We start from the raw sequence: 14975 nt of genomic DNA, 5'->3' as shown, positions 1-14975 counted from the left end.
GATTTACTCCGATTGATTTTCGAGAATGCGAAAGCGGTATTCGAGGAGGAAGGATCGCAGGCCGCGATCACGCCGTTCGGCGCGCGCCCGAAGGAACTGTACGCTGGCAAGCTGGAACCCGGTATGCGCGGCAGGCAGGGCCGAAACCCTGCGTTCAATTGCAGTGATCAGTGCGGCATCGGCCCTCGGATCATCGCCGCGTGTCTGCAATTCCAGAGCGACGCGGATTTCGCGCCCCGCACGTTCCTTGGTGCTCCAGTCGGTCGAGGCGCTAGCCGCGATCCGCATCTCTCGCCACGGGCGCCACAGGGCAGTTACTGCCGCTGGCGGCGAACCGCCGGGTGCAGCGTCACGTTCGCGGTAAAGGTGCCCGGCATAGCGGATGATCCCTTGGCGAAGACCCTCGGGCAGAGAGCCCCAGCCCGGCGCAAATCCGGCGGCAAAGCGGACAGCGACCCTGCCGGCTGCACCTTTGCGAAGGATGCGGAAGCTGCCGGTTTGCCCTTCGCCCAGATCAAGCTCGAACGCGTCGGCGGGCATGATGAAACGCGGCCCTTCCGCAGGTATTCCTTCCACCGCGGTAATCGCATGAACCGGGCGCACGGTCAGTTGCTGCCGTTCGCCGCGCGCAGGCCAGATTTCCTCGCACGTCGCGGCCAGCGGCATCAGGCCGCAAAATGCCTCGCACATATCGGCGCTGGCAGACAACAGAGCGGTGAGGGCGGCGTCATCCTGCGTTGTGGTGATTGCGAGCCAATGCTTCAGCTCGTCCAATGCGGCCCCGCCAAACTCGGCAGGGGCGATTATGGCCCGTTTCATGGCGGTCTCCGGTCAAATTCAAAAAAGGTGCACCCGCGCCAGCCAGCACCAGGGGGAGAGGGCGTGCGGCGGCGCGGGTGCGGAAACCGGCGGGTGAGAAAGGGGGAAACTCACCCCGCCGGGAGGGGGTTATTCCTCGATTTTGAGGAGCTTGATCGCCGCGCTGTCGAGCACCTGCCCGCCAACCCGCTTGGTCGCGTAGAAATGCACGAACGGCTTGTTGGTGAACGGATCACGCAGGATCTGCGTGGCCGATCGTTCGGCGATCAGATAGCCGTGGCGGAAATTGCCGAATGCAATCGGGAAGGTGCCGGTTGCGACATCGGGCATATCTTCCGCCTCGACCACCGGATAGCCGAGCAGGCGATCAGGCTGGCCCTCGACCAGGCCCGGCTGCCACAGGAACGCGCCATCGGCTGTCTTGAGTTTGCGGACTTCTGCCAGGGTTGCGGAATTCATCACGAAACTTGCGCCCTGCCGGTGGCCTGACTTCATCGTGTGCACCAGATCGATCAGGCGTGCTTCCGGCGAGGTGCCGAAACCGGCAGCATCGCCGGTGCCGACATATTGCAGCGAGCCGAAAGCGCGGACGCCGTCTTCTGCGGTGGAAACCGGCGCAGACAGGAACCCTTCGGGCTGATCAATTCCGTTACCGCTGACGAAAGCTGCTCCTTCTGCGCGGGCGAACTCCATCGCGATCTCGCTGGCAAGCCAGCTTTCGAGGTCGAAACCGGCGTCGTCCAGCATCGTCTGGCTGGCAGCAGGGTTGGCGTATAGCTCACCGGTCGGCGGTGCGATTTCCGCAAATTGCGGTGTGTCTGTCGCGGGCCGGCCTGCGGTTTCGCTGACCCAGCCACTGGCGGTGCCGCCGGTCGACACCAGCTTGCGGTAGCCTGCGCTACCGGTCTGGACGACCTGGGCGAGGGCGCGGATCGGGCTGATTTCGGTCAGTTCGCGGGCGATTGCCGCATCGATTTCGCGCGGCACCGCAAAACCGCCATCGGCAGGCACCTGACTGCTGATCGATTTGAGTTCAGTCTCGCTGCCGCGGCGCAGATATCCATCAACGAAGCCTTTGACCTCGGCTCCGCCCGATGCGGCGGAAAGGGCGGGGCGGCCAGCTGCCTTGGCGACCTTGTCCAGGCGCTGCTTGACCTCGTCGACATCGCTGCGCAGCGCCGACACATCGGCTTCCGTCTTGTCTTGGCGGGCGACGATGTCGAAACTGGCTTCGAGTTGATCCGGAGTGGTTTGAGGGGCGGAATTTTCCATAGGGGTATTCACCTTGTCATTGCTGGGGGGTGGGTGGTTGGTGGTGTGTTTCGGTTTCAGGCTGGTGCGGAGGCATAAAAAAAGCCGCCCGAAGGCAGCCAACGCACGTCTGGATCGGGCCGTTATCCGGTTATTCCGGTCACGCGATCATGTGCACGCGCGCGCCATGTTGAAGCGGGTGCGTAACAAGGCTCACTTCCAGCAGTTCGACTTCATCGAGCAGCCGGTTCTTGCCCTTGCGGTGATGGCGGCGCGCGCGGTAGCCGAAGCTCAATCCGTCTACCGTGCGCGCGGCAAGCATGGCGGCAGCACGGCCCCGCGGATTGTCGATCTGTGCGATCACCTGCAGGCCGCGGCGATCCTCTCTTGCTTCGCGGACCCAGCCGATCCGCTGGTCTGTCCGGTGCTGCCAGAACAGCGGAACCGGACCGTTTCGGCGGCTCAGCGTCGCTGCGAAAGCGCCGCGTCTGATGATGTCGCCTGCCGCATCGGCTGTATCGAACAGCGCAGCATATCCGGCGAATTTCATCGCAGCATGTCCGGAACGCCGATCCGCACTGCAATGCCGATCAGCAACATGGCCAGTATTCCGCGCACAATCCACGCGATGGCGGCTTTCGATGCGCTAGCCTTGGCGTCCCGCCATGCCTGGAGAAGCTCACGCAGTTCGTCGATATCGTCCTGGGCGTTGTCATCGCTGAGGCCGAGCCGGTGCATTGCCCGGTCAGCGCCCATTTCGCTCGCTTCCTCGATAATGGCGCGCAGGGTAACCAGCTCGCCGCCTTCGCTGGCGGCCTGTGCGAGCAGACCAGCCAGCATATCCTGGCGGTTCACGATACGTCTCCTGCGGATGCAAGGCCGAGCAGGGAGCGTTTTTCGGCATTGGTCAGAAAGTCTGCGGCGGACACCTGCGACCACAGGCGTTCGCGATCCTCCGAAAGGGCGGGCACGCGATCGAGATCGATGGCGAGCGCTGCATCTTCAAACCATGCGGAAAGGCCCTGCTGCAACCCGCCCAATATCTTGCTGGCCAGCGGCAACAGGGTCAGCCGCCACAGCGCGCGGTTGGCCTCGCGGTAGTTCGAATAGGTATTGTCGCCGGGCAGGCCAAGCAGCATGGGCGGGACGCCGAATGCCAGCGCGATGTCGCGGGCGGCGGCGGCTTTCAGGGTCGCGAAATCCATATCCGCCGGGCTCATCGACATCGATTTCCAGTCCAGCCCGCCTTCTAGCAGCATCGGCCGCCCGGCATTCGCCTGCCCGGCATAGGCGGCGGTCAGTTCGGATTTCAATCGGTCGAACTGCTCAGTCGTCAGGCCGCCGGCATCGCCACTTTCGAACACCAGCGCGCCAGACGGTCTGGCGGCATTTTCCAGCAGCGAACGGTTCCATTCGCTCGCTGCGTTGTGGATCGCGACCGCCTGTTCCGCCGCAGCCAGACTGCCGGCGCCGTAATGGTCATCGCCGGGATGGACGCTGCGCAGGTGGATGATGTTGGGCCATCCCGCATCGTCATCCAGCGGTATCGTCAGGGTCTGGTCGGCCAGGCGGTAACGGTAAGCAGCGGGCCAGCCGTCTTCGCCCGGAACAACCGATATGCGTTCGGGCCGCAGGGCAAACAGTTCGACGGGGCGGCCAGCGCCATCTTTCATGATCTGAACAAATCCGTTGCCGTGCAGCAGCAGGTGCATCGCCAGCGTTTCGATCAGCGACTGACCTGCGCTGGAGGTTCCGACAAGGCTGGCAAGTGCACTGTCAGTGTCTGCCAGTGGCGCGCTGCCGACCCCTTCGGATACGATCCGCACGGCGCGCTGGGCGACAGGATTTTCGACGAAGCTGTTTTTGACCGCGCGGCCATAATCGAACGGAGCCCGGGCGCTGCCGCCATCGAATGTGGCGGCCCATGGGGATGCAAAGCCGCGGGCCAGAGGCACGCGGGAACCGCCCTCGCCCTTGAAGGCAGAGGCGAGACTTGAAAAGAATGACATAGAGTTTTCCTGTTTCAGATGTTGGTTATTCGCGGGCGCATTTGACGCCCCAGTAGCAATTCGGTCAGCGCCCAGACGAGCGCGTCGGCGCGGTCGGGGCTGCGGCCCGGACCTTCGTAAGTGCCGCCGGCCATCAATCCGCACATCTGGTCTTCCAGCGCTGCGAAATGGCCGCAATGCCGCACGCGCCCCGCCTCGTAGAGTGCAGCGACGGGTTCTGCCCGGGCGGTCTTGCCGCGGCTGGCGTGAACCAGTTTCAGCGGCAGCGAGACATCGGCGGCGCGCAGCACGCTGGCGACCATCGCGCCGCCCTGATTGGCTTCGGCTACAACGCGGTCAGCCGACCAGATGCTGGCGGCTTCTGCAACTGCGCGTGCCCAGCGTTCCGGGCTGGCATTTTCCACCGAGCAATCGGCGAGCACGTGCGCACTCCCGTCCTGCGCCACAGCGGCGGCAATGATCCCGCAGGCATCGCCATTGGCGGAAGCTGGCGGATCGACTGCCACGACCACCCGAAGATGTTCGGCAGGATCGCTGCGTGCACGGCATTTTTCAATCAGCGCACGGCTCCACAGCGCGCCTTCAATGTCGTCGATCAATTCCCCGCCAAGTTCCTGCCTGCCGAGCAGCGTTTGCCCGAATTCCCGCTCCATCGCGATCATGAAGGTTCGCGGCAGGTTTGCAGCGTTGGCGCTGGTGGCGCCGCCGGTTACCACTGTGCCTTCGCTGGCGGACAATCGCCGCACCAACGCGGTGTTGCGCGGCGTGGTCGTGGCCACGATCCGCTGATCCCTGCCCAGCCTCAAGCCGAGCAACAGGTTTTCCCAGCAACGCGAAGCCCGGTCATGGGCTTGCGGCCATTTGCCGATTTCATCACACCAGGCGTGGCTGTGCTGCGGTCCGCGCAGGCTTTCCGGCTCTGCCGCCGAATACAGAAACGCCTGCGCGCCGTTGGGCCACCGCAGCCGGTGGAGCGAGGGTTCGAAAGTCGGGCGGTCCGAAGGTGGGGAACATGCGATCAGCCCGCTTTCACCTTCCACCATCACGCTGCGCGCCTCACCCAGCGATGTGCCGACCAGCGCAATCCGGGCATAGGCGTCGCTTTCCGCGATGCTGCGGATATATTCCGCGCCGGCCCGCGTCTTGCCGAAACCGCGCCCGCCCATGACCATCCAAACCTGCCAGTCGCCAGGTGGCGGTGTCTGACCGGGATGGGCATGGGGGGCGAAGTAGTGGTCGAAATAGGTGGCTGCATTCAGCGCATCGCGTTCGTTCATTACAGACAGAACATCGGCACGCTTGGCCGCGTCGGCCTCGGCAAGGAAGTCATATCCTTCAGGATCGGGGCACTGCTTGCCGGTCACTGTATCGTCTGCCCTTCGGCTTCGCGCCGGGTGATGATTTTCTGCCGCAATTCTTCCAGCTTCGCATCGATGATCTGGCGGGCCCGCGCCGCATCCATATTGCGGCGGCGAGCGTGTTCTTGCGCCATCGTGTCGCGGTGCAGGGATAGCAGGCGCAGCGCGGCACCATTGTCATGCCGGGGGCCATCTTTCGCTTCGCCGGAGCGCAGCCGGGCAAGCAATTCCAGCTCCAGATGTTCATATCCCTCGACCAGCGCGGCGTGCCACGCGCGGGCAAATTCCTGTTCCTCGCGCCGCACCTTGTAAGCCCGGCTGGGATTGATGCCGGCAATCTCCGCAGCCCTGGTGACATTGGACGTTTCCGCCAGACAATCGAGAAACAAACCGCGCCAGTGCCGGTTGAGCTTCTCCTTCTCGCCGGTTTTCAGTTCCGGCTTGATCTTGGTGTTCTTGGGTTTCGGCATGCACCTGTCCTCTTGCGCAGTGCGGACACGAAAACGGGCGGTCCCGCCGTGGTGTGGTGGGCCGCCCGTTTTCGAATCGGTCTATCGCGATGTTCTTCTCACCTAACCAAAGAGCGTGACGATGTCAATAAGAAAGTGCCATATAGGTTAATTGTTATTCGTTGCTCTGCTTCGCCGCCTCGCTTAGACGGTGACAAACTTACAGGATAGCACTCCGACATGATGAAATTGCTGCGCGGTCTTTACGACTGGACGATGGAAAAGGCGGCGCATCCCCATGCGGTGGGTTGGCTGGCGTTCTTCTGTTTCGTGGAAGCCAGCTTTTTCCCGATCCCGCCGCACCCGCTGCTCGGCCTGATGTGCCTGGCCGAACCGTCGAAGGCGATCCGTTTCGCGGTGGTTGCCACGCTTGCCTCGGTCGCCGGTGCGCTACTGGGATATGCGATCGGTTGGGGGTTGTACGATACCGTCGGGAAACAACTGATCGACCTGCTGGGGCTGAGCAAGAGCTTCCCCGTCGCGGCGTGTTACCTGCGCGAATACGATGTCGAGGCGATCCTGATCGCAGGCGCGACCCCGGTGCCGTTCAAACTGCTGACGATCACAGCGGGTTTCATCGAAATGGCGCTGGTGCCGTTCATTCTCGCCAGTCTGGCCGCACGGGCGATGATTTTCATGACGGTCGGCATTCTTTTCCGTCTGTTCGGTGCCCCGATCAAGCGGGTGATCGACCAGTATCTTGGCACCGTGACGGCGGCATTCGTGTTGCTGGTTGTCGGCGGGTTCTTCGCCATCAGCTATCTCAGCGGCGGCAATGAAGAGGTGAAGGACAAGTGTGAGGCGGCGACCGAAATTCAGGGCCGCTGAGCGTCAGCCGAAGGCCAGATTTCTCAGTGCCTTCTGATTGTGAATGACGATCCTGCCGTAATGGCGGGTTAAAACGCCGCGGCTCTCCAGGCTGCTCAGGCATTTGTTGACCGTTGCACGGGTCAGCCCGGTTAGTTCCGCGAGATCCTGCTGCCCCAAACGGATCGTGGATTGGCCCTGCGCCCCGCCTGAGAGGTTCGCGAGCACTGCCGAGACCCGCGCACTGCTGGTTCCGTTTCCAAGCCCTGCGACAAGGTTGATCATTTCCTGCAGCTGCGCAGCGAGAGCGCCGATCAGGCTGCGCATCGCAGCGCTATCATTCATGATGGCCTGTTCGAACGCGGCACGTTCTATCCAGTTCAAAGTGACTTCGCCTTCCGCGACGGAATCGACTGCCCGGCTCGAATCCGCGAACATCGCGAGTTCGCCGTAGGAATCGCCGGCCGACAGGATGGCGATCACTCTGAACTCACCGTCCGGCCTGAACTGCCCGACTTTGACGGCTCCAGATTTGATAACCCAGAAACCGTCCGGCTCGTCACCCTTGTTCTGGATGATCTGAGTGTCCGAAAACCTCAGCACCGGCGCATTCGCCAGCAGGCCGGTGCGCAGATTGGTATCCAGCACCCCGAACAGTGTCGGTGCAACCAGTGACCGCATGGCCGGTTCTTCGGTAAAATGTATAATATTTGACATTCATCAGCGGCATTATGCTCTATCCGGCTGCCTCGCAAGTGGAGGAGCCTGTCATGCCATCATCGACCATTGCCATTCTCGCTATCTATTTCGGCTATGCGATACTGGAACTCTGGCGTTCCAACCTGCTCCGCAAGGAAGAGCAGACGCGCGATGATGGCATCGTAGAAATAGTCTCCACCTTTACCCTGCTGGGTCTGACCCAGCCGGCTGTCCTGTTTACCGCTGGTGCATTGATGGGGGTCATCGCACCGCAATGGGAGGGCGCGCTCGCAGGCATCAACGTGTTTGCCGCGATCGCGCTCTTTCTCATTCTCGACGATATGACGCAGTATTGGTGGCACCGCGCCAGCCACAGTTTCAGCTGGCTGTATAACCTGCACCGTGCGCATCATAATGCGCGGTATATGAGCATCCGCCTCGTGTACCGGAACAACCTGTTTTACTACGCGATGATGCCGGGCATCTGGATGAGCGGCGTATTGATCTACATGGGGCTCGGCTGGGTCTATGCCGGATACATCGTGGTGAAACTGCTGGTTATCACCGGTGCCCACAGCGACGTTGCATGGGACAGGCCACTTTATGCAATCAAATGGCTCAGCCCGCTGATGTGGGTGGTTGAACGCACGATCTCGACCCCGGCGACGCACCATGCACACCACGGGCGCCATGCGGACGATCAGGCCACCCATTACAAGGGTAATTACGGAAACCTGCTGTTCTTTTGGGATGTGCTGTTCGGCACCGCAAAGATCACCCGCAGCTATCCCGAAAGCTACGGCGTTGAAAACCTGCCCAAGGCGACGCTTGGCCAGCAATTGGCCTGGCCGCTGTTCAGGGAAGGCACCGAAATCGAAACATCGGTTGGAGAGGGCGCAGCCAACAAGGTTGCGTGAACCCTTCGGGGTGGCGGCCGGGGGCGCAAGCTCCCGGCCGCCTAACAAACATGTATTTGCCCAGACAAGCTCAGGCGATGGCAGCTGTCAGCAAGACTGCGGCTGCTCGGTTTCCCGGCGGACTTCAAGCAGCCTGCGTCTAACGAGCGGTAAGGCCCTGCACCGGGGATTCTCGCCTTACGAACCTTCTGACTGATCGGAGGTTTGGCCCAGGATGCCGGTTGATTTGCCCGCCCGTTCGAACATCCCCAGAATAGTGCCAACTTCTTCATCGCTGTGTTCTGCACACAGCGAACAGCGGAGCAGTGTCATGTTCGCTGGTGTTGCAGGCGGCCGGGCGAGATTGACGTAAAGTCCTTCTTTCAGCAGCGCTTCCCACATCATCGCACCTTTTTCGAGGTCGGGCATGATGACGGCCACGATTGCGCTTTGCGGTTCTTTCGTGCCCAATTCGAAGCCCATTTGGGTAAGCCCCTTGTGGAGGCGCTTCGAATTTTCCCACAAATGCGCGCGCTTGTTGTGGCCGTGCATCAGCTTGCGAATGCTTGTTTCAGCGGTGGCAACCACGCTGGGGGGCAGCGATGCGGTGAAGACATAGGGCCGGCAAACCAGCCGCATGATCTCGAATTTCGGGTGGTTGGAAACGCAGAAACCGCCGACGGTCCCGACGCTCTTGGAAAACGTGCCGATGATGAAGTCAACTTCGTCGATTACACCCGCGTCTTCCACCACGCCGCGGCCATTTTCACCGATGAAGCCCATTGAGTGCGCTTCGTCGACCAGGACCATTGCGCCGTATTTCTTGGCGACCGCGACCATTTCCTTGAGCGGAGCGACATCGCCGAGCATCGAATAGACGCCCTCGAGGATCACCAGCTTGCCGGCATCCTCGGGCAGGCGGCGCAGGCGTTTCTCCATCGCTTCCACGTCATTATGCTTGAACGGAACGACTTCGGCATTGCCCATCGCGCAGCCATCCCAGATGCTGGCATGGCTATCGATGTCGAGGATGATGTAATCGCCCTTTCCGGCGATGGTGGAGATGATCCCGAGATTGGCGAGATAGCCGGTCGAAAACACCATGGCATGATCCATGGCGTAAAATTCCTTCAGCGCTTCCTCGCATTCGCGGTGGCCCTGATAGGTCCCGTTGAGAACCCGGCTGCCGGTCGTACCCGTGCCGAAATCGGCCAATGCCTGCTTGCCCGCATCGATCACATCGGGATCGAACGTCATGCCCATATAGTTGTAGGTGCCGAGCAGGATCGTGTCGCGTCCGTTGCAAATTGCGCGGGTGGGGGAGAGCACTTTCTCCATCACAAGGTTGAACGGGTCTTCTACTCCGCTGGCCAGCAATCCTTCGCGCATCTGGATGATGTCGTCGAATTTGCTGAACAGATCTTTCGATCCGCCTTCGAGAGTTTCCGGCTGGTCCGGCTGCGAAATGCCTTCGGTCATGTTCAGTCCTGCAGCTTGTTTACGGCATCGACGAGCTGGCCGTAATTCTCGATATCGGCCTGCTGGTTCATCGTGATGATGATGTCGAATTCGTCTTCGATCTCAGCGACGAAATCCATCACCGTCAGGCTGTCGAATTCAAGATCGCCCGCGAATGTCGTTTCGTCTTTCAGCTCCACCCCTTTTTTGTTGAAGGGTTCGATCAGTGTGCGGATCTTGCTGTCGACTTCGGCACGGTCCATTTGGGTAATTCCTATCTAGAAAAGGTCGCATTTTCGCGCTGCTTGGCGCGCTTGCCATGTGAATGGGGCCGAAAAGCGGCCAGAACGTCTGCTTGTCAAGCGCTAGCGCCAATGGCAAGCCTTGTCGCCAAGGGATTCATATTCGCCGGGCGGGGAACGACATGGCTGAGACGGAACACGAAACGCCAGTGTCGAGCGAAGCGACGAGGATCAACACCACTCCGCCCACGCCGGCCTATTCGGCGCACGCCATCCACATGATGCGAACGGCGCAGATAAACACGCTCACGCTTTCGCAAATGGCAGATCAGAAAGCGTCGATCCTGATGGGGGCGACGTTCCTGGTGTTTTCACTGTCGATCAGCCGCACCCTTGCCGGTGACAACCCCGTGTCGCTGATGCTGCTGGCGTTGTTTTCGTTTCTCAGTTCACTGTGCGCGGTGATGGCGGTGTTACCATCGGTGAGGAAGCCGAATGAAACAGGGGCGCGGCCGAACAAATTGTTCTTCGGCCATTTTGCCGAGCTGGACGAAGAGGAGTGGACTGCTTCGATCCTGCAGGAAATGCAGGCGGACGAAACGGTGTTCCGGGCGATGATGCATGATGTCTACCAGAACGGGCAGGTGCTGGCGCGGCGCAAATACCGCTTTCTCGGCCTTGCATACCGGATATTTATCTCCGGCCTGTTCCTGACGCTGATCGCGTTCGCAGTGGAATCATTCGCACTTTAGGCTGGTAGCAAGCCCTTAACCGCATTCATGAACGGGCCGATCGATACCGGCTTTGACAGATACCCCTTGGCGCCTGCATCGCGAATACGGTCTTCATCACCTTTCCCGGCATAGGCTGTCACGGCCAGGATCGGCACATCGCTGATGGTGGCGTCTTTGCTGAACGCCTCGATCAGGTCGAGCCCGGAGATGTTGGGCAGCTGGATGTCCATGATCACGAGGTCCGGTGCGAATGCGCGTGCGGCATTCAGCGCAAGTTCCCCGTCGGCCACAGGCTCCACTTCAAAGCCATTGGCTTTCAGTACATCGCAGAACAGTTTCCTGTTGAGGTCGTTATCCTCGACAACGAGGATTCTCTTTGTCATTGCGTGGTTCACCCGGGGTCGTTGGATCGATGGCCCTTCTGGACCTTCAACCATTCCTTATGACTCAAGCGGGAGTCTGACAATTCTGCACGGCAGCAAATCCCCCGACCAGAGCGCGATTGGCGCCGAAAGCCTGGCCCTGGCAGCGCTGGGCTGGGTGCTCAGCGATGATGACCGCGCCGCGCGATTGCTTGCACTTACCGGGCTGACGCCCGATATCCTGCGGGACCGATTATCCGATCGGGGCGTTCTGGCCGCAGTGCTAGAATTCCTGATCAATCACGAACCCGATCTTATCGAGGCTGCCGATACGCTGCAGGTCAAACCGCAGGATATCGTCGCCGCGCATGAAAGCCTGACCCGATGAACCGCCCTCTATTGATATCCGACTGTGACGAAGTGCTGCTGTATATGGTCGCCCCGTTTCGCGACTGGCTGGCCGAAAGCGAAGGGGTGGAATTTCGTATGGAAGAAAACAATTTCGCCAACGCCATGCGCTGGAAGGAAAGCGGCGAGCTGGTCGGCGAGAAGGATATCTGGCGGCTGCTTGGCGGATTTTTCGACACGGAGATGCACCGGCAAACCCCGATCGAAGGCGCCATCGAAGGTATCAACGCGATTGCTGAAAATGCCGAGGTGGTGATCCTGACCAATCTCAACGACGAACGGCAGCAAAAACGGACAGAGCAACTGGCCAAGTTCGATCTGCACGCGAAAGTGTTCACCAATCAGGGGCCGAAGGGGCCGGCCCTGTCGAGGATCATGGAAGAATACCAGCCGAGCAGGGCAATCTTCATTGATGACCTGCCGCAGCATCACGAATCGGTGTCTGTCGATGTTCCGCATGTGAAGCGCCTGCATCTTTGCGGTGAACCGATGCTAGCGTCGAAAATCGACTGTGCATTCGAGGCCGGACACGCGCACGCCCGGATAGACAACTGGAATGACGCGCTGCCATGGTTGCTGGACCAGCTGCATGGCGACAGTGAGTAGGCAGGAACAGGCAGGAGCAGGGGACACGCGATGAGCATCAATGCGAGACTGAACGAACTGGGCATTACACTTCCGAAAGCGGCGGCGCCGGTCGCAAGCTATATGCCGGTCGTGGTGTACGGCGATCTAGCCTACGTGTCTGGACAATTGCCGTTTGTTGACGGAAATCTGGTGACCGGTCGGTTGGGCGAAGACGTCAATCTCGATCGCGGCATCGCGGCAGCGCGGGCCTGCGGGCTGATGATCCTGGCGCAATTGGTCGAAGCGCAAATCTCGCTCGACCGGGTGCAGCGGATCGTGAAGCTTGGTGCATTCGTCAACTCCGTCCCCAATTTTACCGATCAGCCGAAGGTCGCCAACGGCACATCGGATCTGATGGCGGAAGTTTTCGGTGACATTGGCCGTCACGCGCGCAGTGCGGTCGGGGTGCCAGTGTTGCCGCTGAATGCGGCGGTAGAGGTGGATGCGATCATTGCTGTTTCGTCTGCTTGATAATTGGCGCGCACCCGCGCCGGATGCAGGTAAGATTGCCTGGATCAAAGAATGGGAATTCGCCCATCGCGGACTGCATGCGCCGGGCGTGCCGGAGAATTCATCCGGTGCATTTGCCGATGCGATCCGCCGCGGGATGGGCATCGAATGCGACATCCAGCGGTCGCGTGATGGCCGCGCGATGGTGTTTCACGACTGGGACCTTGACCGCCTGACCGACTTGTCCGGCCCGGTTGCAAAACTGGATGCCGCGCAGCTGGAAGAAGTCCGGCTGTCGGGCAGCAATGATGCAATCCAGTCCCTGCCGCGTTTCCTCGATCAGGTGGGCGGGCAGGTGCCGGTGCTGATCGAATTGAAATCGGCGTATGACCGGCGGATCAACTCGCTCTGCATGGAGGTCCACCGCGCTCTTGAGGGATATCAGGGCAAATATGGTGTGATGAGTTTCGATCCGCGCGTTTCCCGGTGGTTCTCCGCCCATGCACCGCGCACGGTTCGCGGGCTGGTGCTGAAGGATCGTGATTTTCGCGGTCCTCTCGGCCCGGCCAAGCGGCGGCTGGCGATGTGGCATGCCAGGCCAGATTTCCTCGCTTGCGACGTCCGCGATCTGCCAAGCGCCTTCATCGCTGCGCAGCGCGGGCGCGGCGTTCCGGTTGCCAGCTGGACAGTGAAAACCGCAGAGCTGCGCACGGTGGCCTTGGAGAATGTCGATGCGCTGATATCCGAAGGCGAGGGGCTGGTTTGAGCGACAATGCCCTGGTCGCGAAAGTCGCCGGTTCTGTCGGCGCGATTGCCAAGTCTGAGTGGGATGCATTGGCAGGCGGCGATAACCCGTTTGTCCGCCATGATTTCCTGACCGCGCTGGAAGATTCCGGCAGCATCGGGCCGGGCACCGGCTGGCAAAGCGCGCCCATTGTGATCGAAGGGGAAGGCGGAGAGTTGCTGGCCGCGATGTCTGCATTCCTGAAGGGGCATAGCCAGGGCGAATATGTATTCGATCATGGCTGGGCGGACGCGTATCAGCGGGCCGGCGGCGAATATTACCCAAAATTGCAGATTGCGGCGCCTTTCACGCCCGCAACGGGCCCGCGGTTGCTGTTCAAAAACCCTGAATATGCGGTGCCGCTTTTGCGGGCAGCGGAGCAGCTTTGTCAGGGAAACGGATTTTCGTCGGCGCATGCAACCTTCATCGAACCGGGCCAACTGCCGATCTTCGAACAGGCCGGATGGATGCTGCGCAGCGACATCCAGTTCCACTGGGAAAACCGCGACTATGCGACCTTCGACGATTTTCTGGACCAGCTTGCTTCGCGCAAGCGCAAGGCCGTGCGGAAAGAGCGTGCGGCAGCTGTAGAGGGGCTGGAAATCCTGCACCTGACCGGCGCAGAAATCGGCGAAAGCCAATGGGACGCGTTCTGGAATTTCTATCAGGACACCGGCGCGCGGAAATGGGGCACGCCGTATCTTACGCGCGAGGCGTTCACGCTGCTGGGTGAACGCATGGGCGATGCAATCCTGATGATCCTTGCCCTGAAAAATGGCGTGCCGATCGCCGGAGCACTGAATTTCATTGGCGGCGACGCGATTTACGGCCGCTATTGGGGGTGCAGCGAAGACCGCCGCTTCCTCCATTTCGAGCTGTGCTACTATCAGGCAATCGATGCCGCCATCGAACGCGGATTGAACCGGGTTGAGGCGGGCGCGCAAGGCGGCCACAAACTGGCCCGCGGGTATGAACCGGTCACGACATGGTCAGCCCACTGGATCGCCGATCCCGGATTTCGTGCTGCAGTCGCCGAGTTCCTCGAAGGGGAACGCGAAGGTATTCAGATTGATCAGATGTATCTGGGCGAACGAACGCCCTTCAAGAAAGGGTAAGCGTCCGGGTTCAGGCGACTTTGCGGTCACTTGCGCGGAGCCATTCCCGGGCGCGGCGCTGTGCCTCGGCAATTTCGCGCGCTGTCATTTCATCTGAAACATCAGCCCGGCACCAGGCCGCTTCCTCGTGGCCTTCGACGGCAGCAAGGTTGAACCATTTGTGCGCTTCCACCAGATCGCACGGTGCGCTGTGACTGCCGGTAGAAAAAGCCACGCCCAGATCGAAATATGCGGTCCCATCGCCCTGCGCTGCAGATGCGAGGCATTCTGCGACCAGTTGGTCTGCGGCTTTGGTGTCCAGTTTCTGAGCGTTGCCGCCGTCAATTGAGGTCAGTTTCATTTTTTAGTCCCCTGTTTCCGGCAATTCCCCCTGCCGGTGAACACTGGTTCGCCCGAACATGGTCAACAAATGGTTAACGCGGTGCCGATAAAATTAATGGAGAGTCA

At 60.7% G+C, this 14975-nt stretch carries 20 protein-coding genes; 8 read left to right on the top strand and 12 right to left on the bottom strand.

The features are described 5' to 3' along the window. Positions 1-3: 3 nt before the first annotated feature. From PO778_RS10365 to PO778_RS10335, 7 genes are all read right to left on the bottom strand, one after another. Positions 4-819: a head-tail connector protein gene (locus PO778_RS10365; RefSeq protein WP_271439575.1), complete on the bottom strand. Its 816-nt coding sequence runs from the start codon at positions 817-819 to the stop codon at positions 4-6. A 129-nt stretch (positions 820-948) separates the two neighbouring features. After that, a complete protein-coding gene (locus tag PO778_RS10360) occupies positions 949-2091 on the bottom strand; it encodes a phage major capsid protein (RefSeq protein ID WP_271439574.1) in 1143 nt (380 codons plus the stop codon). Between the two features lie 139 nt (positions 2092-2230). Beyond that, positions 2231-2620, bottom strand: a complete 390-nt coding sequence (locus PO778_RS10355) for an HK97 family phage prohead protease (protein ID WP_271439573.1) — start codon at positions 2618-2620, stop codon at positions 2231-2233. Next, positions 2617-2925 (bottom strand): DUF6127 family protein, encoded by a 309-nt coding sequence (locus PO778_RS10350; protein ID WP_160731298.1) that lies wholly within the window; start codon positions 2923-2925, stop codon positions 2617-2619. Before PO778_RS10350 ends, PO778_RS10355 begins: the two co-directional genes overlap by 4 nt. Next, positions 2922-4079: a phage portal protein gene (locus tag PO778_RS10345; protein WP_271439572.1), complete on the bottom strand. Its 1158-nt coding sequence runs from the start codon at positions 4077-4079 to the stop codon at positions 2922-2924. The genes PO778_RS10350 and PO778_RS10345 overlap by 4 nt, the downstream gene beginning before the upstream one ends. A 14-nt stretch (positions 4080-4093) precedes the next feature. Next, a complete protein-coding gene (locus tag PO778_RS10340) occupies positions 4094-5356 on the bottom strand; it encodes a DNA-packaging protein (RefSeq protein WP_271440027.1) in 1263 nt (420 codons plus the stop codon). 83 nt (positions 5357-5439) lie between these two features. After that, positions 5440-5907 (bottom strand): hypothetical protein, encoded by a 468-nt coding sequence (locus tag PO778_RS10335; RefSeq protein WP_160731300.1) that lies wholly within the window; start codon positions 5905-5907, stop codon positions 5440-5442. A 219-nt stretch (positions 5908-6126) separates the two neighbouring features. Between PO778_RS10335 and PO778_RS10330 the strand changes: the two genes are divergently transcribed. Beyond that, positions 6127-6774, top strand: a complete 648-nt coding sequence (locus PO778_RS10330; protein WP_438944395.1) for a YqaA family protein — start codon at positions 6127-6129, stop codon at positions 6772-6774. Positions 6775-6777: 3 nt separating this feature from the next. Here the strand turns inward: PO778_RS10330 and PO778_RS10325 are convergent, their stop codons facing one another. Beyond that, positions 6778-7470 (bottom strand): Crp/Fnr family transcriptional regulator, encoded by a 693-nt coding sequence (locus tag PO778_RS10325; protein WP_271439571.1) that lies wholly within the window; start codon positions 7468-7470, stop codon positions 6778-6780. A 53-nt stretch (positions 7471-7523) separates the two neighbouring features. On the opposite strand from PO778_RS10325, the gene PO778_RS10320 reads away from it, so the two are divergent. Beyond that, positions 7524-8369, top strand: coding sequence for a sterol desaturase family protein (locus PO778_RS10320; protein ID WP_271439570.1), 846 nt, complete (start codon positions 7524-7526; stop codon positions 8367-8369). Between the two features lie 177 nt (positions 8370-8546). Here PO778_RS10320 and spt read toward each other — a convergent pair whose 3' ends face one another. Then, positions 8547-9827 carry a serine palmitoyltransferase gene (gene spt, locus PO778_RS10315; RefSeq protein WP_271439569.1) on the bottom strand — a complete coding sequence of 427 codons (1281 nt, stop codon included), beginning with the start codon at positions 9825-9827 and terminating at the stop codon, positions 8547-8549. Positions 9828-9829: 2 nt separating this feature from the next. Then, positions 9830-10069: an acyl carrier protein gene (locus tag PO778_RS10310; RefSeq protein WP_160731304.1), complete on the bottom strand. Its 240-nt coding sequence runs from the start codon at positions 10067-10069 to the stop codon at positions 9830-9832. Positions 10070-10131: 62 nt separating this feature from the next. On the opposite strand from PO778_RS10310, the gene PO778_RS10305 reads away from it, so the two are divergent. Further along, the gene (locus tag PO778_RS10305; RefSeq protein WP_271439568.1) at positions 10132-10800 is read left to right on the top strand and encodes a Pycsar system effector family protein; all 669 of its coding nucleotides are present in this window, start codon (positions 10132-10134) and stop codon (positions 10798-10800) included. Here the strand turns inward: PO778_RS10305 and PO778_RS10300 are convergent. Then, the gene (locus PO778_RS10300; RefSeq protein WP_160731305.1) at positions 10797-11165 is read right to left on the bottom strand and encodes a response regulator; all 369 of its coding nucleotides are present in this window, start codon (positions 11163-11165) and stop codon (positions 10797-10799) included. The two genes, PO778_RS10305 and PO778_RS10300, sit on opposite strands and share 4 nt — an antisense overlap. A 76-nt stretch (positions 11166-11241) precedes the next feature. On the opposite strand from PO778_RS10300, the gene PO778_RS10295 reads away from it, so the two are divergent. The 5 genes from PO778_RS10295 to PO778_RS10275 are packed head-to-tail and all read left to right on the top strand — an operon-like array spanning position 11242 to position 14528. Further along, positions 11242-11532 (top strand): DUF3572 domain-containing protein, encoded by a 291-nt coding sequence (locus PO778_RS10295; RefSeq protein ID WP_333908201.1) that lies wholly within the window; start codon positions 11242-11244, stop codon positions 11530-11532. After that, complete coding sequence (locus PO778_RS10290) at positions 11529-12158, top strand: HAD family hydrolase (RefSeq protein WP_271439567.1); 630 nt, start codon at positions 11529-11531, stop codon at positions 12156-12158. Before PO778_RS10295 ends, PO778_RS10290 begins: the two co-directional genes overlap by 4 nt. 30 nt (positions 12159-12188) lie before the next feature. Continuing rightward, positions 12189-12650, top strand: a complete 462-nt coding sequence (locus PO778_RS10285) for a RidA family protein (RefSeq protein WP_271439566.1) — start codon at positions 12189-12191, stop codon at positions 12648-12650. After that, positions 12622-13395 carry a glycerophosphodiester phosphodiesterase family protein gene (locus tag PO778_RS10280; RefSeq protein ID WP_271439565.1) on the top strand — a complete coding sequence of 258 codons (774 nt, stop codon included), beginning with the start codon at positions 12622-12624 and terminating at the stop codon, positions 13393-13395. Before PO778_RS10285 ends, PO778_RS10280 begins: the two co-directional genes overlap by 29 nt. Next, positions 13392-14528 (top strand): GNAT family N-acetyltransferase, encoded by a 1137-nt coding sequence (locus PO778_RS10275; RefSeq protein ID WP_271439564.1) that lies wholly within the window; start codon positions 13392-13394, stop codon positions 14526-14528. The genes PO778_RS10280 and PO778_RS10275 overlap by 4 nt, the downstream gene beginning before the upstream one ends. A gap of 10 nt (positions 14529-14538) precedes the next feature. On the opposite strand, the gene PO778_RS10270 is transcribed toward PO778_RS10275, so the two are convergent. Next, complete coding sequence (locus PO778_RS10270) at positions 14539-14868, bottom strand: SEL1-like repeat protein (protein ID WP_271439563.1); 330 nt, start codon at positions 14866-14868, stop codon at positions 14539-14541. Positions 14869-14975: the final 107 nt, after the last annotated feature.

The sequence above is a fragment of the Pontixanthobacter luteolus genome (genome assembly GCF_947494915.1).
In the GTDB taxonomy this organism is placed as follows: domain Bacteria; phylum Pseudomonadota; class Alphaproteobacteria; order Sphingomonadales; family Sphingomonadaceae; genus Pontixanthobacter; species Pontixanthobacter luteolus.
The sequence above is the reverse complement of the archived record's forward strand: the minus strand, read 5'-3'. Positions and strand labels throughout refer to the sequence as shown.